We start from the raw sequence: 24,475 nt of genomic DNA, 5'->3' as shown, positions 1-24,475 counted from the left end.
TTGTGCTAGGAGACTATCGGATCAAAGGACGTCGTGCCAGCGAGATCGCGGCCGACATCGAACACGCGGTCGGCGCCGGCCGCCTTCAGCCCGGCGCCGCCCTCCCGCCACTGCGCGACCTCGCGGGCGAGCTCGGCGTCAACCCCAACACCGTCGCCGCCGCCTACCGGCTGCTCCGCGACCGGGGCGTGATCGAGACCGCCGGGCGCAAGGGCAGCCACATCCGCCAGCGGCCGGTCACCACCCCCCGGGACCAGGTCCGCATCCCCGTGCCGCCCGGCGCCCGGGACCTCTCGGCCGGCAACCCGGACACCGCCCTGCTGCCCGCCCTCGCCCCCGCCGTCGCCGTCGCGGCGGCGGCCGGCGATCGGGAGCCCGTGCTCTACGGTCACTCGCCCACCGACCCCGGCCTGATCTCCCTCGCCCGCGCGGGCTTCCTCGCCGACGGCACCCCCGACGGGCCGCTCGCCGTCTGCTCCGGCTCGCTGGACGCCATCGAGCGCATCCTCACCACCCAGCTGCGCCCAGGCGACACCGTCGCCGTCGAGGACCCGGGCTGGGGCAGCCTCCTCGACCTGCTGCCCGCCCTCGGGCTGCGCCCCGTGCCCGTGCGGCTCGACGACCACGGGCCCCTGCCGGAGGCCCTCGCCGAGGCGCTGGCGGGCGGCGCCCGCGCGGCGATCGTCACCGTCCGCGCCCAGAACCCGACCGGCGCCGCGCTCACCGCCGGGCGCGCGGCGGAGCTGCGCACCGTCCTCGCCGCCCACCCAGGCACCCTGCTGATCGAGGACGACCACGGCCACGGCATGGTCGACCAGCCGTACGAGTCGCTCGCCGCCGGGCCCGACGGCACGCTCACCACCGGGCGCTGGGCCGTCGTCCGCTCGGCCGCCAAGGCGTACGGGCCGGACCTGCGGCTGGCCGTGCTGATCGGCGAGCAGGAGGTCGTCGACCTGGTGCTGGGCCGCCAGCGGCTGGACACCGGCTGGGTCAGCCTGCTGCTCCAGCGCACCGTCGCGGAGCTCTGGCGCACCGACGCCGCGCCCGTCGGGCGGGTCGCGGCGGCCTACCGGGCCCGCCGTGACGCGCTGCTCGGCGCGCTGGCGGCGCACGGGATCGCCGCGCACGGGGAGAGCGGGCTGAACGTCTGGGTGCCGGTGCCGGACGAGTCCGGGGTGGTCGCGGCGCTGGTCCAGCGCGGCTGGGTGGTTGCGCCCGGCGCCCGGTTCCGGATGCAGTCGCCGTTCGGGGTCCGGATCACCATCGCCTCGCTCGCGCCCGGGGAGGCGCCGCGGCTGGCGGCGGACCTGGCGGCGGTGCTCGCCTCGGCCACGGGGAGGTCACGGCAGATGTGATCTTGGCATGTGATCTCGGCAACAGAACTGAACTCACCGGTAACACAGCGAATTACATGGTGCAGATACCTAGCGGTAACAAGCGCGCTCATGTCACATTCATCGCGCCACCGGCCGGCGGCTTACCCTCACCCGAGCCTCCCGACCCCACATACGGGAGGCCGTCCGCAGGAGTTCCCCCGTGCCTCCATCCTGTCGAAGACTGATTTCGTTCCTGGCCGTCTCCGCCCTGGCCCTGCCCCTGCTCGCGGTCGCGGCACCCGCCGTCGCCGCGACCGCCCCGACCGGCCCCACCGCGAGCGTCTCCATGGGAGACAGCTACATCTCCGGTGAGGCCGGGCGCTGGAAGGGCAACAGCGACGCCACCAGCACCAGCCGGGCCGGCACCGACCGCGCCTGGACGGGCAGCAGCTACGACCCGTCCAAGGTCTACGGCTCCACCTACGCGAGCGGGTGCGACCGCTCCGACTCCGCGGAGATCCGCAGCGCCTCCGCCGTCGCCCAGGCCCAGATCAACCTGGCCTGCTCCGGCGCCGTCACCGCCAACGTGTTCCGCGCCGCGAACGGCGGCGTCGGCTACAAGGGTGAGGCCCCGCAGGCCGACCAGCTCGCCGCCGTCGCCGCGAGCAACAACGTCAAGCTGATCACCCTCTCGATCGGCGGCAACGACCTCGGCTTCGCCGACGTCATCACCACCTGCGCCAAGGACTACCTGATCTGGTACTCCTACTGCCACGACGACCAGCAGGCCGCCATCGACGCCAAGATGGACGCCGCCATGGCGGGCGTCACCAAGTCGATCGAGGAGATCCGGGCCGTGATGTCCGCCGACGGGTACGCCCCCGGCAGCTACCGCCTCGTCCTCCAGTCCTACCCCTCGCCGATCCCGCGCAGCAGCGAGAACCGCTACCCCGAGAGCGGCTGGAGCCGGGCCAGCACCGGCGGCTGCCCGTTCTGGAACGACGACTCCGACTGGGCCCGGGACAGCATGGTGCCGGAGATCTCCGACCATCTGGCCGCCGTCGCCGCCGCCGAGGGCGCGCAGTTCCTCGACCTGCGGGACGTCCTTCAGGGCCGCGAGGTCTGCTCCACCGCCACCAAGCTCGCCACCAGCAGCAGTGCCCCCTCCGCCACCACCAGCGAGTGGGCCCGCTTCGTCGACGCGGGCATGAGCGCCAGCCAGGGCACCGTCCAGGAGTCCATGCACCCGGACTACTACGGCCAGCTCGCCCTCGGCCGCTGCGTCACCCTGCTCTACGCCCAGCCCGTGGGCAACTACGCCTGCCGCAACACGGCGGGCAAGGACGCCACCGGGATGTACCTGACGGCAGGCTGATCCCGGCCGGACGGTGCTAGCGGACGGCGCCGCGCAGCAGCTTCCCCTCGGTCGACAGCAGGCCCGAGCGGTAGTCGAAGCGCGGCGTCGCCGCGAACATCAGGTACAGGTACTTGAAGTTCTCCGCGAAGAGGTAGCCGGGGGTCAGATCGCCCAACCGGACCGGGCTGGTGGTCACGTCGGTGGCCACGGTGTAGCCGCCGGGGACGCGGAGGTGGGCCTCGATGCCCTGGAGGTACTGGTACCCGGTCTGCTTGAACTCGGCCTCGCCGGTGAGCCGCCAGAGGTCGAAGGAGGAGTTCACGTACTCCGGCCGCAGCTCGTTGCGGGCGTCGGTGATCCGCCCGCTCTGGTAGTCGAACATCTCCGGCAGGACGGGGTAGGTCGCCAGCGTCTGCGACCAACTGCGGTAGTACTCACGGCCGGTCGGGAGATCGCCGCCCTTGCCGAGCAGACCGGCGTAGAAGGCGCCCAGCTCGGACTGGCTCTGCCCGACGAGCTCGCCGCTGGTGCAGTCGACCTGCCGGAAGGTGGTGTGGCCGTTCGGCCGGTCCAGCTGGTACCGGAGCACGGCGTCGGTCAACTCGCGGTACATGGAGCCCAGTTCCTGGTCGCCGAAGAGCTCCGCGCCCGCCCACAGGTACTCGTAGAAGGAGTCCACCGGCGGGTTCGGCGCGCACGAGGCGGTGTCCGCCCAGCGGCCGGACTCGACGTCCAGCGAGGTGCCGAGCAGGCCGAGCGAGGAGCGCCGGTTGTAGACCGCCCAGCAGGCCCGCTTGGCGGCCAGCCAGTACTTGTCGTCCTTGGCGAGCCGGGTCAGCAGGCCGAACTCCAGGCAGTTGGTGCCGATCTCGGCCAGCGGGCTGACGTTGCCCGACACCGCTCCGGTGCGCAGGTTGACGTACCGGTAGGGCATCCCGGTCGGTGAACTGGTGAAGGCGGGCAGCAGGCGGTCGGCGAGTTGGATGCAGCGGGTGAGCAACGCCGGTCGCCCGGTGCAGAGATAGCCCGCCAGCAGGCCCCCGACCACCCGGATCACCATCTCGAAGACCTGCACCTCGGTGTCGACGGCCGGGTCGAGGTGCTGCTCGATCCAGTCGGCGGCGAGTGCCACCTCGCTGTCCAGGCCCATCAGCCAGAGGGTGTCCAGCGCCTCGACGATCGACAGCCCGAAGGTGTGCCCGGTGGCGAAGAAGTCGCGCCGCGTGCCCGAGACCGGCCGCACCTCGTCGTAGCCCCAGGCCACCGTCTTGTAGCCGTCCCAGGCGTGCTGGAACTCGGCCACCACCTCGGCGGCGACGGCGGGGTCGGAGGGCAGCTCCGCCGCGTGGGCCGGGCGCCCGACCGCCGCGGCGGCCCCGGCAACCGCGGCGGCCCCTAGGACGGCGCGACGGCGGGGGAGTGGGACCGTGCCGGGGAGCGGAGGCGTTCGCATGGCGCTGGACGCTAGTGCCCGCCGGGGCCGCCGTCCGCTAGGCGGCGCGCCCGCGTGTCGGCGCTCCCGCCCAGGTCAGGGCGGGAGCGCCGGATTCACCGTCAGGAGTGGTTCACTCCTTCGGTTTCACCCTTTTGCCAGGAGCGCCTGCGCGTGCTCACGGACCTGGTCCTTGGTCAGGTAGGCGTCCGTGTACTCGAAGTCGCGCAGCCGCGCGGGCTGCCGGGCCAGGAAGCCCGTCCGGACGAAGTCGTCGCCGGCCGTCGCGTTCAGCAGCCAGTTGGCGCCGACCCGGAACTTCGCCGAGTTCGTCCGCATCGCCATCATGTGGTAACCGCGAGCGACCAACTGCGCTGGTACGCCATGGAGTTCGATGCCGAGCGGCTTGGACACCGCGTCCTTGCCGCCGAGGTCCACGACCAGCCCGAGGTCCTTGTGGTAGTACGGCTCCAGCGGCAGGTTGCGCAGCGCCGCGATGATGTTGTTGGCCACCGCCTTGCCCTGGCGGGCCGAGTGCTGTGCGGTCGGCGGGCAGACCGCGCCGTCGCCCTTGGCCAGATCCGGCACCGCCGCCGCGTCGCCGAGTGCGAACACGTTCTCGAATTGCGGCACCCGCATCTCCGCCGTCACCGCGACCCGCCCGCGCACCGTCTCGGCGTCCAGCGTCCCGATCAGCGGGCTCGCCGCGACCCCGGCCGTCCAGATCAGGGTGCGGCTCGGCAGCACCCTGCCGTCGGTGAACTTCACCGTCTCCGCGCCGACTTCGGCGACCGAGACGCCGAGCGAGACCTCGACCCCGCGTTCGCGCAGGATCTTCAGCGCGGTGGTGCCGAGCTTGTCGCCCAGCTCGGGCATCAACTTCGGTGCGATGTCGATCAGATGCCACTTGATCAGGCCCGGGTCCAGCCGCGGGTAGCGGCGGATCGCCGCCGTCGTCAGGCGCTGCAGGCAGGCCGCCGTCTCCGTCCCCGCGTACCCGCCGCCGACCACCACGAACTGCAGCCGCGACTCGCGCTCGTGCTGGTCCAAGGTCGCCGAGGCGAGGTCGAGTTGAGCTATCACGTGGTCACGGACGTACGCCGCCTCGGCCAGTGTCTTCATGCCGCGCGCGTAGTCCGTCAGCCCGGGGATGTCGAAGCTGCGGGTCACGCTGCCCGGCGCCAGGACGAGGTAGTCGTACTTCTCCGCGACCACCTCGTCGGTGATCTTCCGCACCACGCAGACCTTCGAGCGCGGATCGACGCCGATCGCGCCGCCCGGGATGATGTGGGTGCGGCGCAGCGTCCGGCGCAGGGAGACCGCCACCGACTGCGGGGTCAGCACCCCGGCCGCGACGTGCGGCAGCAGCGGCAGGTAGAGCTGGTAGCTGAACGGTGCGATCAGGGAGATCGCCGCCTCCGAAGGGGCGAGCTTTCGCTCCAGGCGGCGCGCGCACTCCAGACCGGCGAAGCCGCCGCCGACGATCAGGATTCTCGGTCGCTCCATCGTCCATCCCTTACCTGTGCTGGGCCGTGCCGTAGCGGGACAACTGTTCGTCACCCTCGCACGGACCCCTTGCGCCTGCCACCGCAGTGCTGCGCAAGGGGGAGGCAAGGGATCGGTAGGCTGGCCGGATGCTTCATGACGTAACGGCCGTCCGGTATGTGACGCCACTGCGCGAGGGCGGGTCGATGCCCGGCCTGGTCGAGGGGGACGACCACCGGCTCTACGTCCTCAAGTGGTCCGGCGCGGCGCAGGGGCGCAAGGCGCTGGTCGCCGAGGTGCTAGCGGGGGAGCTCGGGCGCGGCCTCGGCCTGCCGGTGCCCGAGCTCGTCCGGCTGGACCTCGACCCGGTGCTCGCCCGCAGCGAACCCGAGACGCAGATCCAGGACCAGATGCGGGCCAGCGGCGGGGTCAACCTGGGGATGGCGTTCGTCAGCGGGGCGCTCAACTTCGACCCGCTCTGCTTCCAGGTCGACGCCGGCCTCGCCGCGCGGGTGGTCTGGTTCGACGCGCTGATCGGCAACGTCGACCGGTCGTGGCGCAACCCCAACCTGCTGGTCGCCACCGGCGGGCTGCGGCTGATCGACCACGGCGCGAGCCTGATCTTCCACCACCACTGGGCGGGTGCCGAGGCCTGGCGGCGCAGGCCGTACGACGCCGCCGACCACGCGCTGGCGGGTGCGGCGGCCGGGCTGGCGGTCGCCGACGAGGAGCTGGCGCCGCTGGTGCCCGCCGCGCTGGAGCGGGCCGTCGCGGCGATCCCGGCGGAGTGGCTGACGGACGAGCCGGGCTTCGCGACGCCGGACGCGGTGCGGGCGGCCTACGTCGAGCAGCTGTCGGCCCGGCTGGCGGGCCCGCGCGACTGGCTGCCGGAGCTGCCGGACAACGCGGGGCATTCCGAGGTGGCGCTGTGACGAAGGAGATGGTCGCGGTGACGGGCGGCGCCGAGCTGTACGAGTACGAGTACGCGGTGCTCCGGGCCGTGCCCCGGGTCGAGCGGGGGGAGTGCGTCAACATCGGCGTCCTCCTCTACTGCCGTCGGCACGAGCACCTGGGCGCCCGTACGCACCTGGACCGGAGCCGGCTGCTGGCACTGGACCCGGTCGCGGACGTCGCCGGGGTGCGGCGGGCGCTGCACGGGGTCGAGGCGGTCTGCGCCGGCGGCCCGGGGGCCGGACCTGCGGCGGGGGACAGCGCCGGGCAGCGGTTCCGCTGGCTCACCGCGCCGCGCAGCGCGATCGTGCAGCCCGGCCCGGTGCACACCGGCTTCACGGCCGACCCGGAGGCCGAGCTGCGGCGGCTCTTCGAGCTGCTGGTGCTGTAGCACGCAGGAACTTGGGCGGGTCAAAGCTGGAGTAACTGAAGCACTTGTGCGTACCCTGGCGCCATGGGCTCCACAGTTACCACGGGCGTACCGACCACCGCCGACCTCATGGAGGCGGTGGCCGCAGTCGGCGCGGCGTACTTCCAGGACTTCGCCGCCGCCGCGTCCCGGCACGGGCTGACCTCCTCGCAGGCCAAGGCACTCAAGGCGGTGCACGAGCCGGTGCCGATGCGCGCGCTGGCCGGGCGGCTCGGCTGCGACGCCTCCAACGTCACCGGCATCGTCGACCGGCTGGAGTCGCTCGGGCTGGCCCGGCGCGAGGCCGCGGCGAGCGACCGCCGCGTCAAGATCGTCACGATCACGGAGCAGGGCGAGCAGACGCTTGAGCTGATCCGGGCCGACATGACCCGGGCGCACCAGGCCTTCGGCTCGCTCGACGAGGAGCAGCGCACCGAGCTCGGCCAGCTCTGCCGCCAGGTGCTGCCGCTGCTCACCGGGCAGGGCTGACCGCGCTTCGACCGTCCGAGCGCGCGGCCCCTGCGCGAGGCCGCTGAGCTCGACTGTTAGGCTTGCGAAGCGTGAGCGCGAAGCCCCAGATCCCCAATGTCCTGGCCTCCCGGTACGCTTCGGCGACCCTGGCTCAACTGTGGTCCCCCGAGCACAAGGTGGTCCTCGAACGCCACCTGTGGCTCGCCGTCCTGAAGGCACAGCAGGACCTCGGCATCGCGGTGCCGGCCGAGGCCGTCGCCGACTACGAGCGGGTGATCGACCAGGTCGACCTCGACTCGATCGCCGCGCGTGAGCGCGTCACCCGGCACGACGTCAAGGCCCGGATCGAGGAGTTCAGCGACCTCGCGGGCCACGAGCAGATCCACAAGGGCATGACCTCCCGGGATCTGACCGAGAACGTCGAACAGCTCCAGATCCGCCAGTCCCTGGAGCACGTCCGGGACCGCACGGTCGCCGTCCTGGTCCGGCTCGGCCGGCTGGCCGCCGAGCACGCCGAGCTGGTCATGGCGGGCCGCTCGCACAACGTCGCCGCGCAGGCCACCACCCTCGGCAAGCGCTTCGCGACCACCGCCGACGAGCTGCTGGTCGCCTTCCACCGCCTGGAGGAGCTGCTCGCCCGCTACCCGCTGCGCGGGATCAAGGGCCCGGTCGGCACCGCCCAGGACATGCTGGACCTGCTCGGCGGCGACGCCGAGAAGCTCGCCGAGCTGGAGCAGCGCGTCGCCGGGCACCTCGGCTTCGAGAACGTCTTCACCAGCGTCGGCCAGGTCTACCCGCGCTCGCTGGACTTCGAGGTCGTCTCGGCGCTCGTCCAGCTCTCGGCCGGGCCGTCCAGCCTTGCCAAGACCATCCGCCTGATGGCCGGGCACGAGCTCGTCACCGAGGGCTTCAAGGCCGGCCAGGTCGGCTCCTCGGCCATGCCGCACAAGATGAACACCCGCTCCTGCGAGCGCGTCAACGGCCTCGCCGTCATCCTGCGCGGGTACGCGTCGATGACCGCCGAGCTCGGCGGCGACCAGTGGAACGAGGGTGACGTCTCCTGCTCGGTGGTGCGCCGGGTCGCGCTGCCGGACGCGTTCTTCGCGTTCGACGGCCTGCTGGAGACCTTCCTGACCGTCCTCGACGAGTTCGGCGCCTTCCCGGCCGTGATCGAGGCCGAGCTGGACCGCTACCTGCCGTTCCTCGCCACCACCAAGGTGCTGATGGGCGCGGTGCGGGCCGGGGTCGGCCGTGAGACCGCGCACGAGGTCATCAAGGAGCACGCCGTTGCCGCCGCGCTGGCGATGCGCGAGGGCGTCCGCGAGAACGCGATGCTCGACCGCCTCGGCAGCGACGAGCGCATCCCGCTGGACCGCGCCGCGCTCGACGCGCTGCTCGCCGACCGGATCTCCTTCACCGGTGCGGCCGGCGCCCAGGTCGGGGAGCTCGTCCGCCGGATCGCCGTCGTCGCGGACACCTACCCGGAGGCCGCGAAGTACGCGCCGGGCGACATCCTGTAGTTCGCCCGACCTGTCGGTCGGGAGGGGCGCGAGGCTACTGCCTTGCGCCCCTCCGTGCTGTCCGGGCGTCCGGGTCAGTAGGCCGCCACCGGGCTCTGGACGTCGCCGTACTGGACGCCGTTGTAGTAGTAGCCGCCCGAGACGTTGTACGAGCTGCCGTGGTAGATGTCGCTGGAGAAGTTGACCGGCCAGTCCTCCCGCGCGCTGCTCGTGCTGACGCGGTAGAAGCCGCTGATGTGGTTGAGGCCGACCATGGTGGTGACCCCCGTCGCCTCGGCGCCGTTCGAGTAGTAGAGGTCGGTCTTCCCGAGGATGTAGCTGTTGTGGATGGCGATGCAGGGCTTGATGGTCAGGTTGAGCGGGCCCACGTTGTAGACCGGTGCACGGCACTGCCAGGAGTCGGCATGAGCCGGCGCGCTGGTCAGGGTCGCCGCCGAGAGCGCGATGGTGAAGGCGGCGCCGATCTTGGCGGCGTTGCGAGCGATGCGCATGGGGTTCCTCCTCGTCGGTGGGCCGCCTGGTGGTTGCTCGCCGACGACGATGCGCTGTCCGGCTGACCGTGGGCTTAGTAGTCAGCTCCGGAAGTCCTTCGGGGGTTGACTTCGGAGTCAATCGTGGGGCTGACCGGGCAGGTGTGTCAGGGGCCAGGCCAAGGCTCAGCGTTGCAACATCACCGACTCTGGACTTGTGAGTCCATTTTCGTCGGCGCACTGTGGGACTCCGCCTGGCTGTCAGGGCCCCGATCGGCCGAAACGCCACATGGGGATCGGCCGTGCGGGTTCATAGCGGAGAACCAATCAATGGAGTGGGCCATGTCTTGAGGGCAAGACCGCCCTGGTGACGGGAGCGACCAGCAATATCGGGCGGGCCATCGCGGAGGCATTCGCGGCCGAGGGGGCACATGTCGTGGTCACCGGCCGCAGCGCCGGGCGCGGCCTGGAGGTCGTCGACGGCATCCGCATGCGCGGCGGTCACGCCGACTTCGTGCAGGCGGACCTGGGTGGCAGCGCCGGCGCCTCGCGGGCGCTGGCTGCGGAGGCGACGCGGTTGCTCGGCGGCCGCATCGACGTCCTGGTCAACAACGCCGGGATCTACCCCCTCAGCACCACGGTGACCATCGACGAGAAGACCTTCGACCAGGTCTATGCGGTCAATGTGAAGACCCCGTACTTCCTGACCGCGGCCGTCGCACCTGCCATGGCGGAGGTCGGCGGCGGAGCGATCGTCAACCTGGGCTCCTGGATCGCACGCCTCGGCATTACCGGCAGTGCCCTCTACAGCGCCACCAAGGGAGCCGTGGAGACCCTGACCCGGGCCTGGGCAGCGGAGTTCGGGCCGCAGGGCGTTCGCGTGAACGCGATCTCTCCGGGTGTCGTTCAGGCGCCCGCTCCCGGCGAGAGCCATCCCGGAGAGGTCATGATGAAGGGCACCCCCGCAGGCCGCGTGGGAACCCCTGATGCGATTGCGAACGCTGCGGTTACCTCGCCAGTGACGAGTCGGCTTTCGTGCACGGCATCATGCTTGACGTCGACGGGGGCCGCACCGCCGTTGCCGTCATCGCCGGCTGAAGCGGTGCCACCGACTCTCGACGGCGCGACAGCCACACCACGCTGCAGTGCGGTGCGGTGCGTGAATCGTCCAGAGGGTTACGGGCCTGTGCTGCCCGTGCGGCGCAGGTCCGTGATCCCCAGGTCGAGGGCTGCGCGCAGGTGCGTGGACCGACCCGTGGACAGCAGGATTGACACACCCCCTTGAATCGCGGCCAAAAGCGCGGCAGCCCTGGCGTCGACGTCGAGGTCGGCTGGGAGTTGGCCAGCCGCCTGGAGAGATCGGATGCCCACGGCCAGGTTCTCCTGCCAGCGGCGCATCAACTCGATCACGAGCGCACGCGCCCCAGGCGTCGAGCGTCCGATCTGAAGAAACAGAGACCCGAGCGGACACTCGTCGCCTTGAGCCTCATAGCGCTCAATCACAACGTCCCGCCACTGCTCCCAGGCTCTCCAGGAATCAAGACGGCCCAGATACGGCTGTTGGTCCTCCAGAACCCGATCCGCCTCGAACTGCGCAACCGCGAGCAGCAGTTCGTCCTTGCCGGCCGGGAAGTAGTGGAACAGCTGACTCTTGCTGGTGCTCGTCCGCGCGATGACGTCGTCCAGGGTCACCGAAGCGACCCCCTTCTCCCGAAGCACCACTGCTGCCCCTTCGACGATCCGGCTCCGCGTCGCCTTCCCCTTCGCTGTCAGTTCCCCGCGCATGATCCGCCTCCTAAAAATGGACTGGCGAGTCCACTATAGATCGGCACCCTGGCAGCGTCGGCACTCGACCAAGGGCACTTTCTGGACTTGCTGGTCCATTTTTGAAGGGGCAGTCTTCAAGAACCGAGCGGTTCATGAATGCGACCGGCCTGGCCGCGCCTGCACTATGAGAACGAGGGGCACCACCGTGGACGACATCGAGCGCCTGACGATCATCGAGGAACTCCGTCGGCTGATGGCGCGGTACGTCTACAGCGCGGATCACCAGCAGTGGGACGAGGTGGGGGCGCTCTTCACCTCGGACGGCACGTTCACCCCGCGCAACGTCGACGGATCCATCGTGCGGCGTATGACGGGGCCCGCCGGGATCGCCGCGAGCGTCGCCGCCAGCGTCGGTCCTGACGCCGTCGTGATCCATCATCTGTTCTCCGACGAGATCGACGTCGAGTCCACTACCTCGGCCCGGGGCACCTGGGCCATGGAGGACCTGATCACCCGGCCTGCCAGCACTGACGACGACGGCAACCCGCGGTTCGTGTCCATGCACGGCTTCGGGCACTACCGGCCCCGGTTCGCACTGGTCGACGGCACCTGGCGGATCGCTCAACTGGACCTGACCCGGCTGCGCATGGACTTCGGCTACTGACAGTCATATTCCACGGGCGCGCTACCCCTGCGTGCCAGGCGGCATCACACTCCCCCCCAGGAGGCACTTTCCATGAGCACCCCTCAGCAGGGCAGCGCACTGGAGCAGTTCACCATCGAGATCGACCAGGACGTCCTGGACGATCTCCGGCGCCGGCTCAAGGCCACCCGGTTCGCGCCCGACCCCGACAACGACGACGAGAAGTACGGGTTGAGCACCGAGTACATCAAGCCGTTGCTGGAGTACTGGGCGGACGGCTTCGACTGGCGCGCCGTTGAGACGAAGCTGAATGCCGTCAACCAGCACCGCATCGACGTCGACGGCACCCCGGTGCACTTCATCCACGAACGGGGCAAGGGCCCGGCCCCGATTCCGCTGCTCCTCATGCACGGCTGGCCGTGGACCTACCACCACTGGCACAAGGTCATCGGACCGCTGACCGACCCGGCCGCCCACGGTGGTGACCCCGCCGACGCGTTCGACGTCGTCATTCCCTCCCTGCCCGGCTTCGGCTTCTCGACGCCGCTGACCAACCCCAGGGAGAACTACGCGGACATGGCGGAGCGATTCCAGCACCTCATGACCGCCGTTCTCGGATACGAGAAGTACGGGGTCGGGGCGGCCGACTACGGCGCGCTCGTCGGTGCCCGGCTCGGCCACAAGTACGCCGACTCGCTCTACGGCATTCAGCTCGGCAACGAAATGCCGCCCACGATGTTCCAGGGCGACCGCTTCTGGGACCTGTCGGGCGGCCAGCAGACCGAGGACCTCCCCGAACCGACACGCTCCCGGCTGGCGCGGCGAAACAACATTTACGTCTCCCACGTGGCTGCGCACCTGCTCGACGGGCAAACCATCACCCACGGCCTGAACGACTCACCGGCTGGCATGCTGGCCTGGATCCTCAAGCGGTACAAGACGTGGAGCGACCGGAACGCCGACTTCGACGCCAACTGGCCCGCCGACGACATCCTCACCTTCGCCACCATCTACTGGGTGAACGAAGCCATCGGATCCTCGATCCGCGCCTACAAGAACGCGAGCCTCTACCCACCGAAGCCGGTCAACGACCTGCAGCCGTACGTCCAGGCCCCGGCCGGATTCACGTTCCTGCTCGGCGATCGCTCGCCCGGCGCCGAGTCCCGAGAGGAGCGCGTCGAGATCTTCAAGACCGGCGGCGCCCGGTTCTACGCGGACATCCGCGATGTGAACGTCCATGAGAAGGGCGGTCACTTCGGCGCCTACGAGAACCCCGAGGCGTGGATCGGCGACCTGCGCCAGACCTTCCGGAAGCTTCGCTGACCCTCCGCGAGTCGCTGGCCGGCTCCCTCGTTCGCCTTCGGCGGCGCTGGTGATGTCTGCGGGTTCCGCCGAGAGGCTAGCCCCTCGGCGGCACGGGCCAGTTGCCTCAGCCTCAACTCGATCGCAGACAGGCATCTGAGGGCTGGCGTTCGGGGGAGGCAGGAGGCGGCCTGTCGTGATCCACTTCTCGTGATCGGCGTGCCCGCCTTGCCCGTTGCCCCTGCCCGCCCGATAGCCCTGACCGCCTCCGAGCGCAAGCGGCTCAAGACGATGGCCTACGGCCACAAGACCGAGCACCGGCTCCGTCAGCGCGCCCAGGTCGTCCTGCACGCGGCCCGGGGCTGCCCCAACGCCCGCATCGCCCGCGAGATGGGGCTGCACCTGGACACCGTCCGCACCTGGCGCGGCCGATTTGCCGCCCGCCGACTGCCCGCCCTGTCCGACCGCAAACGCTCCGGGCGTCCCGCCTCCTTCACACCGCTGCAGACCGCCCAGGTCAAGGCCCTGGCCTGCCAACTGCCCGCTGAGAGCGGCACACCGCTCTCGCGCTGGTCGGCCCCGGAGCTGGCCCGCGAGGTCGTCGGCCGCGCCATCGCCAGCGCGATCTCCGCCTCCACCGTGCGGCGCTGGCTCAAGCAGGACGCGCTCAAGCCCTGGCAGTACCAGTCCTGGATTTTCATCACCGACCCTGCCTTCCGGTCAAGGGCCGAGCGCGTGCTCGACCTCTATGCCCGCATCTGGAATGGCGAAGGACTCGGCGCGGACGAGTACGTGATCAGCGCGGATGAGAAGACCTCAATCCAGGCCCGCTGCCGCTGCCACCCCACCCTCGCCCCTGGCCAGGCCAGGGCGATGCGCGTCAACCACACCTACGGCCGCGGCGGCGCACTGGCCTACCTGGTCGCCTACGACGTCCACCACGCCCGCGTGTTCGGCCGCTGCGAGGCCACGACCGGCATCGACCCGTTCATGGTCCTGGTCTCCCAGGTCATGAGCCAGGAGCCCTACGCCAGCGCGAAGCGCGTGTTCTGGGTCGTCGACAACGGCTCCTCCCACCGGGGCAAGAAGGCCACCGACCGGCTGACCGCCGCCTTCCCCAACGCCGTACTGGTCCACACCCCGGTGCATGCCTCCTGGCTGAACCAGGTGGAGATCTACTTCTCCGTCGTGCAACGCAAGGTCGTCCAACCCAACGACTTCACCGACCTTGCCCAGGTCAGGGACCGGCTCCGAGCCTTCGAAAGCCGCTACAACGCCACGGCACAGCCGTTCCAGTGGAAGTTCACCACCTCCGACCTGGACGATCTGCTGGCCAGGCTCGACCGGCACACCGCCGATCACCCAGAAGAATCCTCCGCCGCCCCAGCCGGATGATCAACCCCCGAAGGACTTACGGCGCAGACCACTTAGCTGCGGCTTACGACGGTGGCGGCGGCGACGTCCGCAGTGCCGCTGTCAGTGCGGGGTGGCACGCTCCGGGGCATGGAGACAGCGGAGTTCTGGCAGTTGATCGAGGACGCCCGGGGGCGGGTCGCCGACCCGGCGGACGGCGAGGCGGTGGCCGAGGAGGCGGTCGGGCTGCTCTCCGTACGCCGTCCGGAGGAGATCGCGGGGGCGCAGCAGGCGTTCTGGGACGTGATGGCGGCGTCGTACCGCAGCCCCCTCTGGGCGGCCGCCTACCTGGTAAACGGGGGGTGCTCGGACGACGGGTTCGACTACTTCCGGGGCTGGCTGGTGACCCAGGGGCGGGCGGTGCAGGAGCGGGTGGTCGCCGATCCGGACGCACTGGCGGACCTCCCGGCCGTCCGGGCGGCCGCGGCGGCAGGGGAGGAGCTGGACTGCGAGCGGGCGCTCGGCATCGCCTGGCGGGCGTACCGGGCGGCCACCGGCGAGGATCTCCCGGCCGGGGCGTTCAAGATCCGGTACCCCCGGCTGGACCCGGACTGGGGCTTCGACTTCGACGACAGCGCCGAGTTGGCCCGCCGGCTGCCGCGTCTGGCTGCGCTCTTCCTGCCCGCCGCCTGACGTCAGGTCGGAGGTGGGTCACTCGGGGCCGGGCAGCCGCCAGTCGAACGGGCAGAGATCGGCCTGCCAGGACGGGATCGCGGCGAGTGCCCCGGCGTTGACCGGTGTGCGCAGGAGGCAGCGGTGCCGGAGGAGTTCACGGCGCTCGGCCGGGGTGAGCAGCGCCTCGGCGGTGTCCAGCCGCGCGGTGTCGTCGAGGTCGACCGAGCCGTCGGGGTGGATCTGCTGCGCCTCCCCGACCAGGTGGTCGAGCCGGAAGCCCGTCCGCCACTGGGAGTTGTGGCCCCAGCCGAGCGACAGGTCGACGGTGGGCCGGTGGCGGCGGCGGAAGGTCCAGTAGAGCGGCGATCGGTCGGCCACGCCGCGCTCGGCATGGTGCGCCCCGGCGCGGACTCGTGCGCCGGAGCGGCTGAAGAGCAGTGGCCCGAGCCCGAGACCCGGCCAGACGACCTCGGTGATCTGCGCGGGCTCGTCCGGGTCCTCGGCCTGCTCGACGTCCACGATCTCGTGCCGGAAGGGGTCGAAGCCGTCGGCCGTCGCGAACGGGCTCATCCCCAACTCGGTGAACAGGGACAGGTACTGATCCATCGTCAGAGCCGGCCAGTGGTCGAGTGCATCCCACGGCCCACCGTCGGTGCCGTCAGTGCTGCCGGTGCTTTCGGGTGGTGGCTGGAAGGCGACCAGCAGGGTGTCGTTGACGCGGCTCAGTGCGTACAGCTCCCAGACCAGCTCCTGCCGTTCGGCGGTCGGACCGTCGAAGGGGCCGGGGCGGCACAGGCGGTCGGCGGCCGTGGCGAGTGCGGCCCGGTAGTCGAGTCGGGCCGACTGGAGCCAGGGGGTGACGACGGCGGCGTGGGCGTCCGGGCCGGTGTGGTCGGCCAGCGCCTCGTAGAGCGCGCGGGCGGTGACCGGGGCCTCTCGCTGTCCCTGCTCCTGGTGCATGGAGGCAGGGTAGCGGTGGGTGACGGACCGACGGTGTGAGGGTCGGTCAGAACTGGTCTGTGGGCGATCGTTTCTGCCTGGATTTGGCTACGGGTTGGTCAAGATTTTGCCCCGGCGATAGCTTTGTTGGCTGCTCATCGACAAGCTCTCCCCAGCTTGTCCCTTCAGCTACCCCGACTGGAGTCAGAGTGAGCCCCACCTCCTCTCAGCGCCGCCACCTCGCGGCCGGAGCCCTCGCGGTCACCGCCGCCCTCGTTGCCGTCACCTTCCAGAGCGGTACGGCCTCGGCCGTCACCAGCCGCGACGCGGCGATCGCCCGTGCGAAGGCCAACGTCGCGCACAACGCGGGGACGTTCGGCTTCGGTGCGGACCAGGCCTTGCAGGTCAAGGACGTCATCATCGACGCCGACGGCACCCAGCACGTGCGGTTCGACCGCACCTACCGCGGGCTGCCCGTGGTCGGCGGCGACCTGGTCGTGCACCAGGACGCCCGCGGCCACTTCAAGGCCTCCTCCAGCGCGGCGGCCCACGACGCGGCGGTCAAGTCGACCGTCCCGGCCGTGCCTGCGCAGCAGAGCGCCAGCCGCGCCCTCCAGGCGGCGCCCGGCATCAGCGACGCGACCAGCAGCCCCGAGCTGGTCGTCTGGGCCGCCGACGGCACGCCCCGCCTGGCCTGGCGCACCACCGTCGCAGGCGCCGGCCGGCACGGCCAGCCGGCCAGCCAGGTCGTCGTCACCGACGCCTCGACCGGCGAGCAGATCGAGTCGTACTCCGCCGACGAGGAGGCGACCGGCACCGGGCACTCCGAGTACACCGGCGACATATCCATCGACACCACCGCGCAGTCCGGTGGTTACGCGCTGATCGACCCCGTCCGGGGCCACAGCACCCGGGACGCGCACAACCTCTCGGCGAGCTCGGTCAAGGCCACCTCGGGGACGCTCGTCACCGACGCCGACAACGTCTGGGGCGACGGCAAGAAGTTCTCCACCGACCGCGCCACCGCCGCCGTCGACGCGCACGCCAACACGGCCTGGACGTACGACTACTACAAGAACACCTTCGGCCGTAACGGCATCAAGAACGACGGCAAGGGCGCCACCGTCTTCGTCCACGTCGGCACCAACTGGGACAACGCCCAGTGGTCCGACGCGTGCTTCTGCATGATGACCGGTGACGGCAACGGCACCACCGACCCCGAGCAGGTCGACCTCGACACCATGGGCCACGAGATGACCCACGGTGTCACCAGCGCCACCGCCAACCTGCGCTACAGCGGCGAGTCCGGCGGCCTGAACGAGTCCACCAGCGACATCTTCGGCACCATGGTCGAGTGGTACGCCAACAACTCGGTCGACACCCCCGACTACCTGTTCAGCGACCAGTCCACCCCGCCGTGGCTGCGCCGCTTCGACAAGCCCTCGCTGGACGGCTCCTCCGCCGACTGCTGGAGCAAGACCGTCGGCCGGCTCGACGTCCACAACTCCTCGGGCGTGGGCAACCACTGGTTCTACCTCGCCAGCGAGGGCAGCGGCACCAAGACCATCAACGGTGTCACCTACAACAGCCCGACCTGCAACGGCTCGACGGTCACCGGCATCGGCAACCAGAAGGTCGCCAAGATCTGGTACCGCGCGCTGACGGTCTACATGACCTCCACCACCACCTACAAGGGCGCCCGCGCCGCCGCTCTCAGCGCCACGGCCGACCTGTACGGCGCCACCAGCGCCGAGTACAAGGCGATCGCCGCCGCCTGGAGCGCGGTCAGCGTCTCCTGACGCCCACGCACCGACGGGCGGTCACCCCTGACCGGGGTGGCCGCCCGTCGGCGTACCGGCAGGGGGTCACTTCCCCAGTGGCTGGGTGAAACGGACCAGGTTGCCCGCCGGGTCGCGGAAGGCGCAGTCGCGGACGCCGTACGGCTGGTCCATCGGCTCCTGGAGGACCTCGCCGCCCGCCGAGCTGATCCGCTCGAAGGTCTCGTCGCAGTCGTCCGTCGCGAAGATGACGCCGCGGAGCTGGCCCTTGGCCATCAGTTCGGCCATGGCCTGCTTGTCGGCGGGGGAGGCGTTCGGGTCGGCGGCCGGCGGCTCCAGGACGATGTTCACCTCGGGCTGCGAGGGGGCGCCGACGGTCACCCAGCGCATCCCCTCGAACCCGACGTCGTTGCGTACTTCGAGGCCGAGCACGTCGCGGTAGAAGGCGATCGCCCGGTCGTGGTCGTCGACGGCGATGAAGCACTGGGAGAGCTTGATTTCCATGGCGCCCACGCTACGGCCGCGCGGCCTGGCCCGCCTCGTCCTTCCGGACCGGGCGGGTGTGGATCTTGGCCATGCAGGCCGGGATGGCGGCGCCGTCGTCGTGGTTCCGGGCCCGGTACGCGCTCGGGCTCTCGCCCACCAGCTCGGTGAAGCGCGAGCTGAACGACCCCAGCGACGTACAGCCGACCGCGAAGCAGACCTCCGTGACGGAGAGGTCGCCGCGCCGCAGCAGCGCCTTGGCCCGCTCGATGCGACGGGTCATCAGGTAGTTGTACGGCGTGGCGCCGAACGCGGCGCGGAAGCTGCGGGAGAAGTGGCCCGAGGACATCAGGGCGTCCCGCGCGAGCGCCGGTACGTCGAGTGGCTCCGCGTAGTCACGGTCCATCCGGTCGCGGGCCCGCCGCAGCCGGACGAGGTCCTCCAGGCCTTGCGGTCTCATCCCGCCAGTCTTCCACAGCACCGGTGGCGGGAGAGGGCCGAACCGATCAGGAATCGAGAAGCGCGGTCCGCGCAGCCACGCCTAGCCTGATCTCCATGGACATCAACATTCACTGGACCTTCCTCCCGCACACCGACCCGGAGGCCTCGCTGGCCTTCTACCGCGACGTCCTCGGCTTCGAGGTGCGCAGCGACTTCGGCAACGGCGCCATGCGCTGGATCACCGTCGGCCCCGCCGGGCAGCCCGGCACGTCGATCGTGCTGGAGCCGCCGGCCGCCGACCCCGGCATCACCGAGGAGGAGCGCCGCACCATCACCGAGATGATGGCCAAGGGCACGTACGCCCGCATCGTGCTGGCCACCCCCGACCTCGACGGCACCTTCGCGAGCGTGGAGGCCGCCGGCGCCGAGGTCGTCCAGAAGCCGACCCAGCAGCCGTACGGCGTGCGGGACTGTGCCTTCCGCGACCCGGCGGGCAACATGGTCCGGATCAGCGAGGTCGGCTGAGCCCCGGCCGGCGCAACCACAGCAGCCGGTGACACCGACGGGGCCGCGAGGGCGGCCCCGTCCGAGAGCTTCCGAGAGCTTCCGAGAGATGGAGACACCAGACGATGAGCAAGCCGCCGAGGACGGAGACGCAGGTGCCCGCGTCGCACGTGGCCGACAGCCACGACCTGATCCGCGTGCAGGGCGCGCGCGTGAACAACCTCAAGGACGTCAGCGTCGAGCTCCCCAAGCGTCGGCTGACGGTGTTCACCGGTGTCTCCGGCTCGGGCAAGAGCTCCCTGGTGTTCGGCACGATCGCCGCCGAGTCGCAGCGGATGATCAACGAGACGTACAGCGCCTTCGTGCAGGGCTTCATGCCGACGCTGGCACGGCCCGAGGTCGACGTCCTGGACGGGCTGACGACCGCGATCATCGTCGACCAGGAGCGGATGGGTGCCGACCCCCGTTCGACGGTCGGCACCGCCACCGACGCCAACGCGATGCTGCGCATCCTGTTCAGCCGGCTCGGCAAGCCGCACATCGGCTCGCCCAAGGCCTTCGCCTTCAACGTGCCGTCGGTCAGCGGCGCGGGCGCGATCAAGAAGGCCGACGGGACGACGGAGAAGCGTTCCTTCTCGGTCGTCGGCGGCATGTGCCCGCGCTGCGAGGGGCGCGGCGCGGTCACCGACATCGACCTCACCCAGCTCTTCGACGAGTCGAAGTCCCTCCTCGAGGGCGCGATCACCGTCCCCGGCTACAGCGCCGACGGCTGGTTCGGGCGGATCTTCGCCGCCGTGGTGCCGGCCGACCGGCCGATCGCCAAGTTCACGAAGAAGCAGCGGGAGGAGTTCCTGCACGGCGAGGCCCGCAGGATCAAGGTCGACAACATCAACCTGACCTACGAGGGGCTGATCCCGCGGATCCAGAAGTCGTTCCTCTCCAAGGACGTCGACTCGTTGCAGCCGCACGTCCGCGCGTTCGTGGAGCGGGCGGTCACCTTCACGACCTGCCCCGACTGCGACGGCACCCGGCTCAGCGAGGCGGCCCGGTCGTCGAGGATCAAGAAGATCAACATCGCCGACGCCTGCTCGATGCAGATCAGCGACCTGGCCGAGTGGGTGCGCGGTCTGGACGAGCCGTCGGTGGCGCCGCTGCTGGAGGCCCTGGGCGAGACCCTCGACTCGTTCGTCGAGATCGGGCTCGGCTACCTCGCGCTCGACCGGCCGTCGGGGACGCTCTCCGGCGGCGAGGCGCAGCGCACCAAGATGATCCGCCACCTCGGGTCCTCGCTCACCGACGTCACCTACGTCTTCGACGAGCCGACGATCGGCCTGCACCCGCACGACATCCAGCGGATGAACGAGCTGCTGCTGCGCCTGCGCGACAAGGGCAACACGGTGCTGGTCGTGGAGCACAAGCCGGAGGCGATCGCGATCGCCGACCACGTCGTCGACCTCGGCCCCGGCGCCGGTACGGAGGGCGGCACGGTCTGCTTCGAGGGCACCGTCGAGGGGCTGCGGGCCGGTGGCACGCTGACCGGCCGCCACCTGGACGACCGGGCCGCCGTCAAGGAGAAGGTGCGGCAGTCCAGCGGCAAGCTGGAGATCCGTGGCGCGTCGGCGAACAACCTCCAGGACGTCGATGTCGACGTGCCGCTCGGGCAGCTGGTCGTCGTGACCGGTGTCTCCGGCTCGGGCAAGAGCTCGCTCGTGCACGGGTCGCTGGTCGGCGGGGCCGGGGACGACGTCGGGGTGGTGGCGATCGGGCAGGGCGCGATCCGTGGCTCGCGGCGCAGCAACCCGGCGACGTACACCGGGCTGCTCGATCCGATCCGCAAGGCGTTCGCGAAGGTGAACGGTGTGAAGCCGGCGCTGTTCAGCGCCAACTCCGAGGGTGCCTGCCCGACCTGCAACGGCGCCGGGGTGATCTACACCGACCTGGGGATGATGGCCGGTGTCGCGACCACCTGCGAGGACTGCGAGGGCAAGCGCTTCCAGGCCTCGGTGCTGGACTACCACCTCGGCGGCCGCGACATCAGCGAGGTCCTCGCGATGTCGGTGGCCGAGGCGGAGGAGTTCTTCGGCGCGGGCGAGGCGCGGACGCCTGCCGCGCACAAGATCCTCGGCCGGCTGGTCGACGTCGGGCTCGGCTACCTCCGGCTCGGCCAGCCGCTCACCACGCTCTCCGGCGGTGAGCGGCAGCGGATCAAGCTCGCCACCCACATGGGCGAGAAGGGCGACGTCTACGTCCTCGACGAGCCGACCACCGGTCTGCACCTCGCCGATGTCGAGCAGCTGCTCGGCCTGCTCGACCGCCTCGTCGACGCCGGAAAGTCGGTGATCGTGATCGAGCACCACCAGGCGGTCATGGCGCACGCCGACTGGATCATCGACCTCGGCCCCGGGGCCGGCCACGACGGCGGCCGGATCGTCTTCGAGGGCACCCCCGCCGACCTCGTCGCCGCCCGCTCCACCCTCACCGGCGAGCACCTCGCGGCCTACGTCGGGAGCTGACCTACCGGCGCCGGGCCGTGGCGGGCGGCCTGGGCACGCCGAGCCAGGCGACGAGATCGGAGCTGACCAGGGTGAGGAGCCACAGCGGCACCACCAGGGGGATGAAGAAGATGCCGCCCGCCGGCACCAGCAGCGTCACGAGGGCGAGGACGGAGAACAGGTAGCCGGCCAGCGTCAGCGGCAGCCGCAGGCACCAGCGCTGCCCGGCCGTCAGCCCGCGGACCATGCGGGCCCAGCGGAGGGCGACGAAGACCGTCACGGTGGCGATGGCGAGCAGGGCCAGGTAGGCGAGGAGCATGGGCGCGGGTGCTTCCGGCTGGGGGCGGGGTGGCCGACCGGGGGCGGGGCGGCCACCGTGAATCTACCCTCGGCCGTCGGCCGGGTGCGGGTCAGGCCTGCTCGTGGCCGGGATCGAGCGGGGGAGAGGTCGGGGCGCAGTACCACTCGCAGTCGGGCGCGGCCACCGGCCGGTCGGGGGCCAGCGCGTCGCTGCGGATGGTCGCGGCGGCGAGCAGCGCGCCCGCCGCGAGCAGACCCGCGCAGATCAGCATCGCGGTGTGGAAGGCGCTGTCGACCTCGTTCGGGATCTGGTACGCCTCCCCGCTCAGGCCCGCCAGCGCCGGGAGCGCGGCGACGGTGAGCAGGCCCGCCGCGCGGGCGGCGGCGTTGTTGACGCCGCTCGCGATGCCCGCCCGGCGCACCTCGACGGCGGCGAGCACGGTGGCGGTCAGCGGGGCGACCAGCAGCGTCATGCCGCAGCCCAGCACCACCACGGAGGGCAGCACGGCCGTCCAGTACGAGGCCCCGGCGTCGATCCGCAGCATCAGCAGGACACCCGCGGCGCAGACCAACGGCCCGAGGGTGAGCGGCAGCCGGGGCCCGACCCGGCGCCCCAGCCGCCCCGCCTGGCCGGAGAACGCCAGCATCAGCAGGGTGATGGGCAGCAGTGCCAGCCCCGCCGTCAGGGGGGTGAACCCCGCGACGGTCTGGAGCTGCACCATCAGCAGCAGGAAGATGCCGCTGAACGCCCCGTACACGCAGAGCGTCACCAGGTTGACGCTGGTGAACAGCCGCGAGGCGAACAGCTCCGGCGGCAGCATCGGCTCCGGGCTGCGGCGCTCGGCCAGTACGAACAGTGCGCCGAGCGCCAGGCCCGCGACACCGACCAGGCCCGAGAGGCCGCGTACGCCCTCGGTCAGGGCGTACGTCACGCAGCTCAGGGCGAGCGCGGCGAGCGCGGCGCCGCGTACGTCGAAGTGGCCGGAGGCCTGTTCGTCGCGGCTCTCGGGGACGTGCCGGGTGGTGACGGCCACCACGACGGCGGCCAGCGGGACGTTCAGCAGGAAGATCCACCGCCACCCGGGCCCGTCCACCAGCCAGCCGCCGAGGAACGGCCCGACGGCCGCCGAAACCCCGCCGAGGCCGGACCAGACGCCGACCGCCCCCGAGCGGTCGTCCGGGTGGAAGCTCGCCTGAAGCATCGCGAGCGAGCCCGGCGTCAGCAGCGCGCCGCCGATGCCCTGGAGGGCACGCGCGGCGATCAGTACGCCGACACCCGGCGCGAGCGCGCAGAGCGCGGAGGCCAGCGCGAACCAGCAGACGCCGATCACGAAGATCCGCCGCCGCCCGAAGCGGTCGCCGAGTGAGCCGCCGAGCAGGATCAGGCCGGCGAGGGTGAGCAGGTACGCGTTGACCGTCCACTGGAGGGCCGCGATCGAGGCACCGAGATCGGTGCCGATCCGGGGCAGCGCGACATTGACCACCGTGCCGTCGAGCATCGCCATCCCGGAGCCGAGCGCCGTCGCCAGCAGCACCCACCGCCCCTGGACGGTGCCCAGCCGCAGACCGCCCCTGCCGTCCTCTTCGCCGTCCTTCACGTCGACCACACCCCTACCCTCCTCCTCGCCGGAGACCGGCGCACCCCATACGCCGGAAGCGCCGGTGAGGGGCGCACGCGGGGGCGCACGGTGCGCGCCGAGCGTGCGCGGGATTGTCCGACGGGCCGTCAGCAGACAGGCTGGGGCGGGGCCCACACCAGGTGGGCGGAGGAAGAGGCGGTAGCGCGGGCATGGCAGCCAAGATCCTGATCGTCACCGGCGACGCGGCGGAGTCGCTGGAGGTCTTCTACCCCTACCAGCGGCTGCTGGAGGAGGGGTACGAGGTGCACATCGCTGCGCCGACCCGCAAGACGCTCCAGTTCGTGGTGCACGACTTCGTGGACGGCTTCGACACCTACACCGAGAAGCCCGGGTACTGCTGGCCCGCCGACAAGGCCTTCGCCGAGGTCGACCCGGCCGAGTACGTCGCCCTGGTGGTCCCCGGCGGCCGGGCCCCCGAGTACCTGCGCAACAACCCCGAGCTGCGGCGCATCACCGACCACTTCTTCCAGCTCGACAAGCCCGTCGCCCAGATCTGCCACGGCCCCCTCATCAGCCTCGCGACCGGCGCCCTGGCGGGCCGCCGCACCGCCGCGTACCCGGCCCTGGAGCCGGACGTCACCGCGGGCGGCGCCGGCTTCGAGGACAGCGAGGCCGTGGTCGACGGCGTCCTGGTCTCCGCCCGCGCCTGGCCGGACCACCCGGGCTGGATGCGCGCCTTCGTCCAGGTCCTCCGCGAGAAGGCCCCGGTCGAGTAGCGCAGCCCGGCCCGGCTCAGCTCGGTGGCTG

Annotated in this window: 23 protein-coding genes and 1 pseudogene; 15 read left to right on the top strand and 9 right to left on the bottom strand. The window is 71.1% G+C overall.

The features are described 5' to 3' along the window. The first annotated feature begins 2 nt into the window (after positions 1 to 2). Positions 3 to 1,355 (top strand): aminotransferase class I/II-fold pyridoxal phosphate-dependent enzyme, encoded by a 1,353-nt coding sequence (locus tag ACR68M_RS02200; protein ID WP_441248658.1) that lies wholly within the window; start codon positions 3 to 5, stop codon positions 1,353 to 1,355. Positions 1,356 to 1,536: 181 nt separating this feature from the next. Then, entirely contained in the window at positions 1,537 to 2,691 is a 1,155-nt protein-coding gene (locus tag ACR68M_RS02195) for a GDSL-type esterase/lipase family protein (protein ID WP_441248657.1), read from the top strand. A 16-nt stretch (positions 2,692 to 2,707) separates the two neighbouring features. On the opposite strand, the gene ACR68M_RS02190 is transcribed toward ACR68M_RS02195, so the two are convergent. After that, the gene (locus ACR68M_RS02190) at positions 2,708 to 4,126 is read right to left on the bottom strand and encodes a glycoside hydrolase family 47 protein (protein WP_441248656.1); all 1,419 of its coding nucleotides are present in this window, start codon (positions 4,124 to 4,126) and stop codon (positions 2,708 to 2,710) included. A gap of 126 nt (positions 4,127 to 4,252) precedes the next feature. Further along, positions 4,253 to 5,611, bottom strand: a complete 1,359-nt coding sequence (locus ACR68M_RS02185; RefSeq protein ID WP_441248655.1) for an NAD(P)/FAD-dependent oxidoreductase — start codon at positions 5,609 to 5,611, stop codon at positions 4,253 to 4,255. A gap of 128 nt (positions 5,612 to 5,739) precedes the next feature. On the opposite strand from ACR68M_RS02185, the gene ACR68M_RS02180 reads away from it, so the two are divergent. From ACR68M_RS02180 to purB, 4 genes are all read left to right on the top strand, one after another. Further along, complete coding sequence (locus ACR68M_RS02180; RefSeq protein ID WP_441248654.1) at positions 5,740 to 6,522, top strand: HipA family kinase; 783 nt, start codon at positions 5,740 to 5,742, stop codon at positions 6,520 to 6,522. 8 nt (positions 6,523 to 6,530) lie between these two features. Next, positions 6,531 to 6,932, top strand: a complete 402-nt coding sequence (locus ACR68M_RS02175) for a DUF3037 domain-containing protein (protein WP_441251808.1) — start codon at positions 6,531 to 6,533, stop codon at positions 6,930 to 6,932. A gap of 63 nt (positions 6,933 to 6,995) precedes the next feature. Continuing rightward, positions 6,996 to 7,439: a MarR family winged helix-turn-helix transcriptional regulator gene (locus tag ACR68M_RS02170; RefSeq protein WP_441248653.1), complete on the top strand. Its 444-nt coding sequence runs from the start codon at positions 6,996 to 6,998 to the stop codon at positions 7,437 to 7,439. Between the two features lie 62 nt (positions 7,440 to 7,501). Next, positions 7,502 to 8,941, top strand: a complete 1,440-nt coding sequence (gene purB, locus ACR68M_RS02165) for an adenylosuccinate lyase (protein ID WP_441248652.1) — start codon at positions 7,502 to 7,504, stop codon at positions 8,939 to 8,941. A gap of 74 nt (positions 8,942 to 9,015) precedes the next feature. Here purB and ACR68M_RS02160 read toward each other — a convergent pair whose 3' ends face one another. Then, a complete protein-coding gene (locus ACR68M_RS02160; RefSeq protein ID WP_441248651.1) occupies positions 9,016 to 9,432 on the bottom strand; it encodes a hypothetical protein in 417 nt (138 codons plus the stop codon). 343 nt (positions 9,433 to 9,775) lie between these two features. Between ACR68M_RS02160 and ACR68M_RS02155 the strand changes: the two are divergent. Next, positions 9,776 to 10,509: pseudogene (locus ACR68M_RS02155) on the top strand (SDR family NAD(P)-dependent oxidoreductase). Positions 10,510 to 10,587: 78 nt separating this feature from the next. Here the strand turns inward: ACR68M_RS02155 and ACR68M_RS02150 are convergent. After that, positions 10,588 to 11,196, bottom strand: a complete 609-nt coding sequence (locus ACR68M_RS02150; protein ID WP_441248650.1) for a TetR/AcrR family transcriptional regulator — start codon at positions 11,194 to 11,196, stop codon at positions 10,588 to 10,590. A gap of 187 nt (positions 11,197 to 11,383) precedes the next feature. On the opposite strand from ACR68M_RS02150, the gene ACR68M_RS02145 reads away from it, so the two are divergent. The 4 genes from ACR68M_RS02145 to ACR68M_RS02130 all read left to right on the top strand — a co-directional run bounded on the left by ACR68M_RS02145 (position 11,384) and on the right by ACR68M_RS02130 (position 15,169). After that, a complete protein-coding gene (locus ACR68M_RS02145) occupies positions 11,384 to 11,842 on the top strand; it encodes a nuclear transport factor 2 family protein (protein WP_441248649.1) in 459 nt (152 codons plus the stop codon). Between the two features lie 72 nt (positions 11,843 to 11,914). Continuing rightward, a complete protein-coding gene (locus ACR68M_RS02140; protein WP_441248648.1) occupies positions 11,915 to 13,144 on the top strand; it encodes an epoxide hydrolase family protein in 1,230 nt (409 codons plus the stop codon). A gap of 198 nt (positions 13,145 to 13,342) precedes the next feature. Further along, positions 13,343 to 14,518, top strand: a complete 1,176-nt coding sequence (locus ACR68M_RS02135) for an IS630 family transposase (RefSeq protein WP_441248647.1) — start codon at positions 13,343 to 13,345, stop codon at positions 14,516 to 14,518. A 108-nt stretch (positions 14,519 to 14,626) separates the two neighbouring features. Then, entirely contained in the window at positions 14,627 to 15,169 is a 543-nt protein-coding gene (locus ACR68M_RS02130; protein ID WP_441248646.1) for a DUF4240 domain-containing protein, read from the top strand. 18 nt (positions 15,170 to 15,187) lie between these two features. On the opposite strand, the gene ACR68M_RS02125 is transcribed toward ACR68M_RS02130, so the two are convergent. Further along, positions 15,188 to 16,111 (bottom strand): hypothetical protein, encoded by a 924-nt coding sequence (locus ACR68M_RS02125; protein ID WP_441248645.1) that lies wholly within the window; start codon positions 16,109 to 16,111, stop codon positions 15,188 to 15,190. Between the two features lie 188 nt (positions 16,112 to 16,299). Here ACR68M_RS02125 and ACR68M_RS02120 point away from each other — a divergent pair, with 188 nt between their 5' ends. Next, positions 16,300 to 17,889, top strand: a complete 1,590-nt coding sequence (locus ACR68M_RS02120) for a M4 family metallopeptidase (RefSeq protein WP_441248644.1) — start codon at positions 16,300 to 16,302, stop codon at positions 17,887 to 17,889. A 66-nt stretch (positions 17,890 to 17,955) separates the two neighbouring features. Here ACR68M_RS02120 and ACR68M_RS02115 read toward each other — a convergent pair whose 3' ends face one another. Continuing rightward, on the bottom strand, positions 17,956 to 18,372 hold the full coding sequence (locus tag ACR68M_RS02115) for a VOC family protein (protein ID WP_441248643.1): 417 nt from the start codon (positions 18,370 to 18,372) through the stop codon (positions 17,956 to 17,958). A 10-nt stretch (positions 18,373 to 18,382) separates the two neighbouring features. Continuing rightward, positions 18,383 to 18,811, bottom strand: a complete 429-nt coding sequence (locus ACR68M_RS02110; protein ID WP_441248642.1) for a helix-turn-helix transcriptional regulator — start codon at positions 18,809 to 18,811, stop codon at positions 18,383 to 18,385. A gap of 95 nt (positions 18,812 to 18,906) precedes the next feature. Here ACR68M_RS02110 and ACR68M_RS02105 point away from each other — a divergent pair, with 95 nt between their 5' ends. Further along, positions 18,907 to 19,317 carry a VOC family protein gene (locus tag ACR68M_RS02105; RefSeq protein ID WP_441248641.1) on the top strand — a complete coding sequence of 137 codons (411 nt, stop codon included), beginning with the start codon at positions 18,907 to 18,909 and terminating at the stop codon, positions 19,315 to 19,317. A gap of 104 nt (positions 19,318 to 19,421) precedes the next feature. Continuing rightward, positions 19,422 to 21,809 carry an ATP-binding cassette domain-containing protein gene (locus tag ACR68M_RS02100; RefSeq protein WP_441248640.1) on the top strand — a complete coding sequence of 796 codons (2,388 nt, stop codon included), beginning with the start codon at positions 19,422 to 19,424 and terminating at the stop codon, positions 21,807 to 21,809. A 1-nt stretch (position 21,810) separates the two neighbouring features. Here the strand turns inward: ACR68M_RS02100 and ACR68M_RS02095 are convergent, their stop codons facing one another. Both ACR68M_RS02095 and ACR68M_RS02090 read right to left on the bottom strand, forming a co-directional pair. Next, complete coding sequence (locus ACR68M_RS02095) at positions 21,811 to 22,107, bottom strand: hypothetical protein (RefSeq protein WP_441248639.1); 297 nt, start codon at positions 22,105 to 22,107, stop codon at positions 21,811 to 21,813. Between the two features lie 91 nt (positions 22,108 to 22,198). Beyond that, positions 22,199 to 23,695, bottom strand: a complete 1,497-nt coding sequence (locus ACR68M_RS02090) for an MFS transporter (RefSeq protein WP_441248638.1) — start codon at positions 23,693 to 23,695, stop codon at positions 22,199 to 22,201. 182 nt (positions 23,696 to 23,877) lie between these two features. Between ACR68M_RS02090 and ACR68M_RS02085 the strand changes: the two genes are divergently transcribed. Further along, positions 23,878 to 24,444, top strand: coding sequence for a DJ-1/PfpI family protein (locus ACR68M_RS02085; protein ID WP_441248637.1), 567 nt, complete (start codon positions 23,878 to 23,880; stop codon positions 24,442 to 24,444). Positions 24,445 to 24,475: the final 31 nt, after the last annotated feature.

Origin of the sequence: Kitasatospora sp. McL0602 (assembly GCF_052076145.1) — a bacterium.
Taxonomy (GTDB): Bacteria; Actinomycetota; Actinomycetes; order Streptomycetales; family Streptomycetaceae; genus Kitasatospora.
The sequence above is the reverse complement of the archived record's forward strand: the minus strand, read 5'-3'. Positions and strand labels throughout refer to the sequence as shown.

Excerpts from the sequence above, each read along its gene's own strand:
- ACR68M_RS02095 (WP_441248639.1), bottom strand. The coding sequence starts at position 22,107 with ATGCTCCTCGCCTACCTGGCCCTGCTCGCCATCGCCACCGTGACGGTC.
- ACR68M_RS02085 (WP_441248637.1), top strand. The coding sequence starts at position 23,878 with ATGGCAGCCAAGATCCTGATCGTCACCGGCGACGCGGCGGAGTCGCTG.
- ACR68M_RS02160 (WP_441248651.1), bottom strand. The coding sequence starts at position 9,432 with ATGCGCATCGCTCGCAACGCCGCCAAGATCGGCGCCGCCTTCACCATC.
- ACR68M_RS02180 (WP_441248654.1), top strand. The coding sequence starts at position 5,740 with ATGCTTCATGACGTAACGGCCGTCCGGTATGTGACGCCACTGCGCGAG.
- ACR68M_RS02125 (WP_441248645.1), bottom strand. The coding sequence starts at position 16,111 with ATGCACCAGGAGCAGGGACAGCGAGAGGCCCCGGTCACCGCCCGCGCG.
- ACR68M_RS02170 (WP_441248653.1), top strand. The coding sequence starts at position 6,996 with ATGGGCTCCACAGTTACCACGGGCGTACCGACCACCGCCGACCTCATG.
- ACR68M_RS02110 (WP_441248642.1), bottom strand. The coding sequence starts at position 18,811 with ATGAGACCGCAAGGCCTGGAGGACCTCGTCCGGCTGCGGCGGGCCCGC.
- ACR68M_RS02100 (WP_441248640.1), top strand. The coding sequence starts at position 19,422 with ATGAGCAAGCCGCCGAGGACGGAGACGCAGGTGCCCGCGTCGCACGTG.
- ACR68M_RS02130 (WP_441248646.1), top strand. The coding sequence starts at position 14,627 with ATGGAGACAGCGGAGTTCTGGCAGTTGATCGAGGACGCCCGGGGGCGG.
- ACR68M_RS02185 (WP_441248655.1), bottom strand. The coding sequence starts at position 5,611 with ATGGAGCGACCGAGAATCCTGATCGTCGGCGGCGGCTTCGCCGGTCTG.
- ACR68M_RS02115 (WP_441248643.1), bottom strand. The coding sequence starts at position 18,372 with ATGGAAATCAAGCTCTCCCAGTGCTTCATCGCCGTCGACGACCACGAC.
- ACR68M_RS02105 (WP_441248641.1), top strand. The coding sequence starts at position 18,907 with ATGGACATCAACATTCACTGGACCTTCCTCCCGCACACCGACCCGGAG.
- ACR68M_RS02140 (WP_441248648.1), top strand. The coding sequence starts at position 11,915 with ATGAGCACCCCTCAGCAGGGCAGCGCACTGGAGCAGTTCACCATCGAG.
- ACR68M_RS02175 (WP_441251808.1), top strand. The coding sequence starts at position 6,531 with ATGGTCGCGGTGACGGGCGGCGCCGAGCTGTACGAGTACGAGTACGCG.
- ACR68M_RS02190 (WP_441248656.1), bottom strand. The coding sequence starts at position 4,126 with ATGCGAACGCCTCCGCTCCCCGGCACGGTCCCACTCCCCCGCCGTCGC.
- ACR68M_RS02150 (WP_441248650.1), bottom strand. The coding sequence starts at position 11,196 with ATGCGCGGGGAACTGACAGCGAAGGGGAAGGCGACGCGGAGCCGGATC.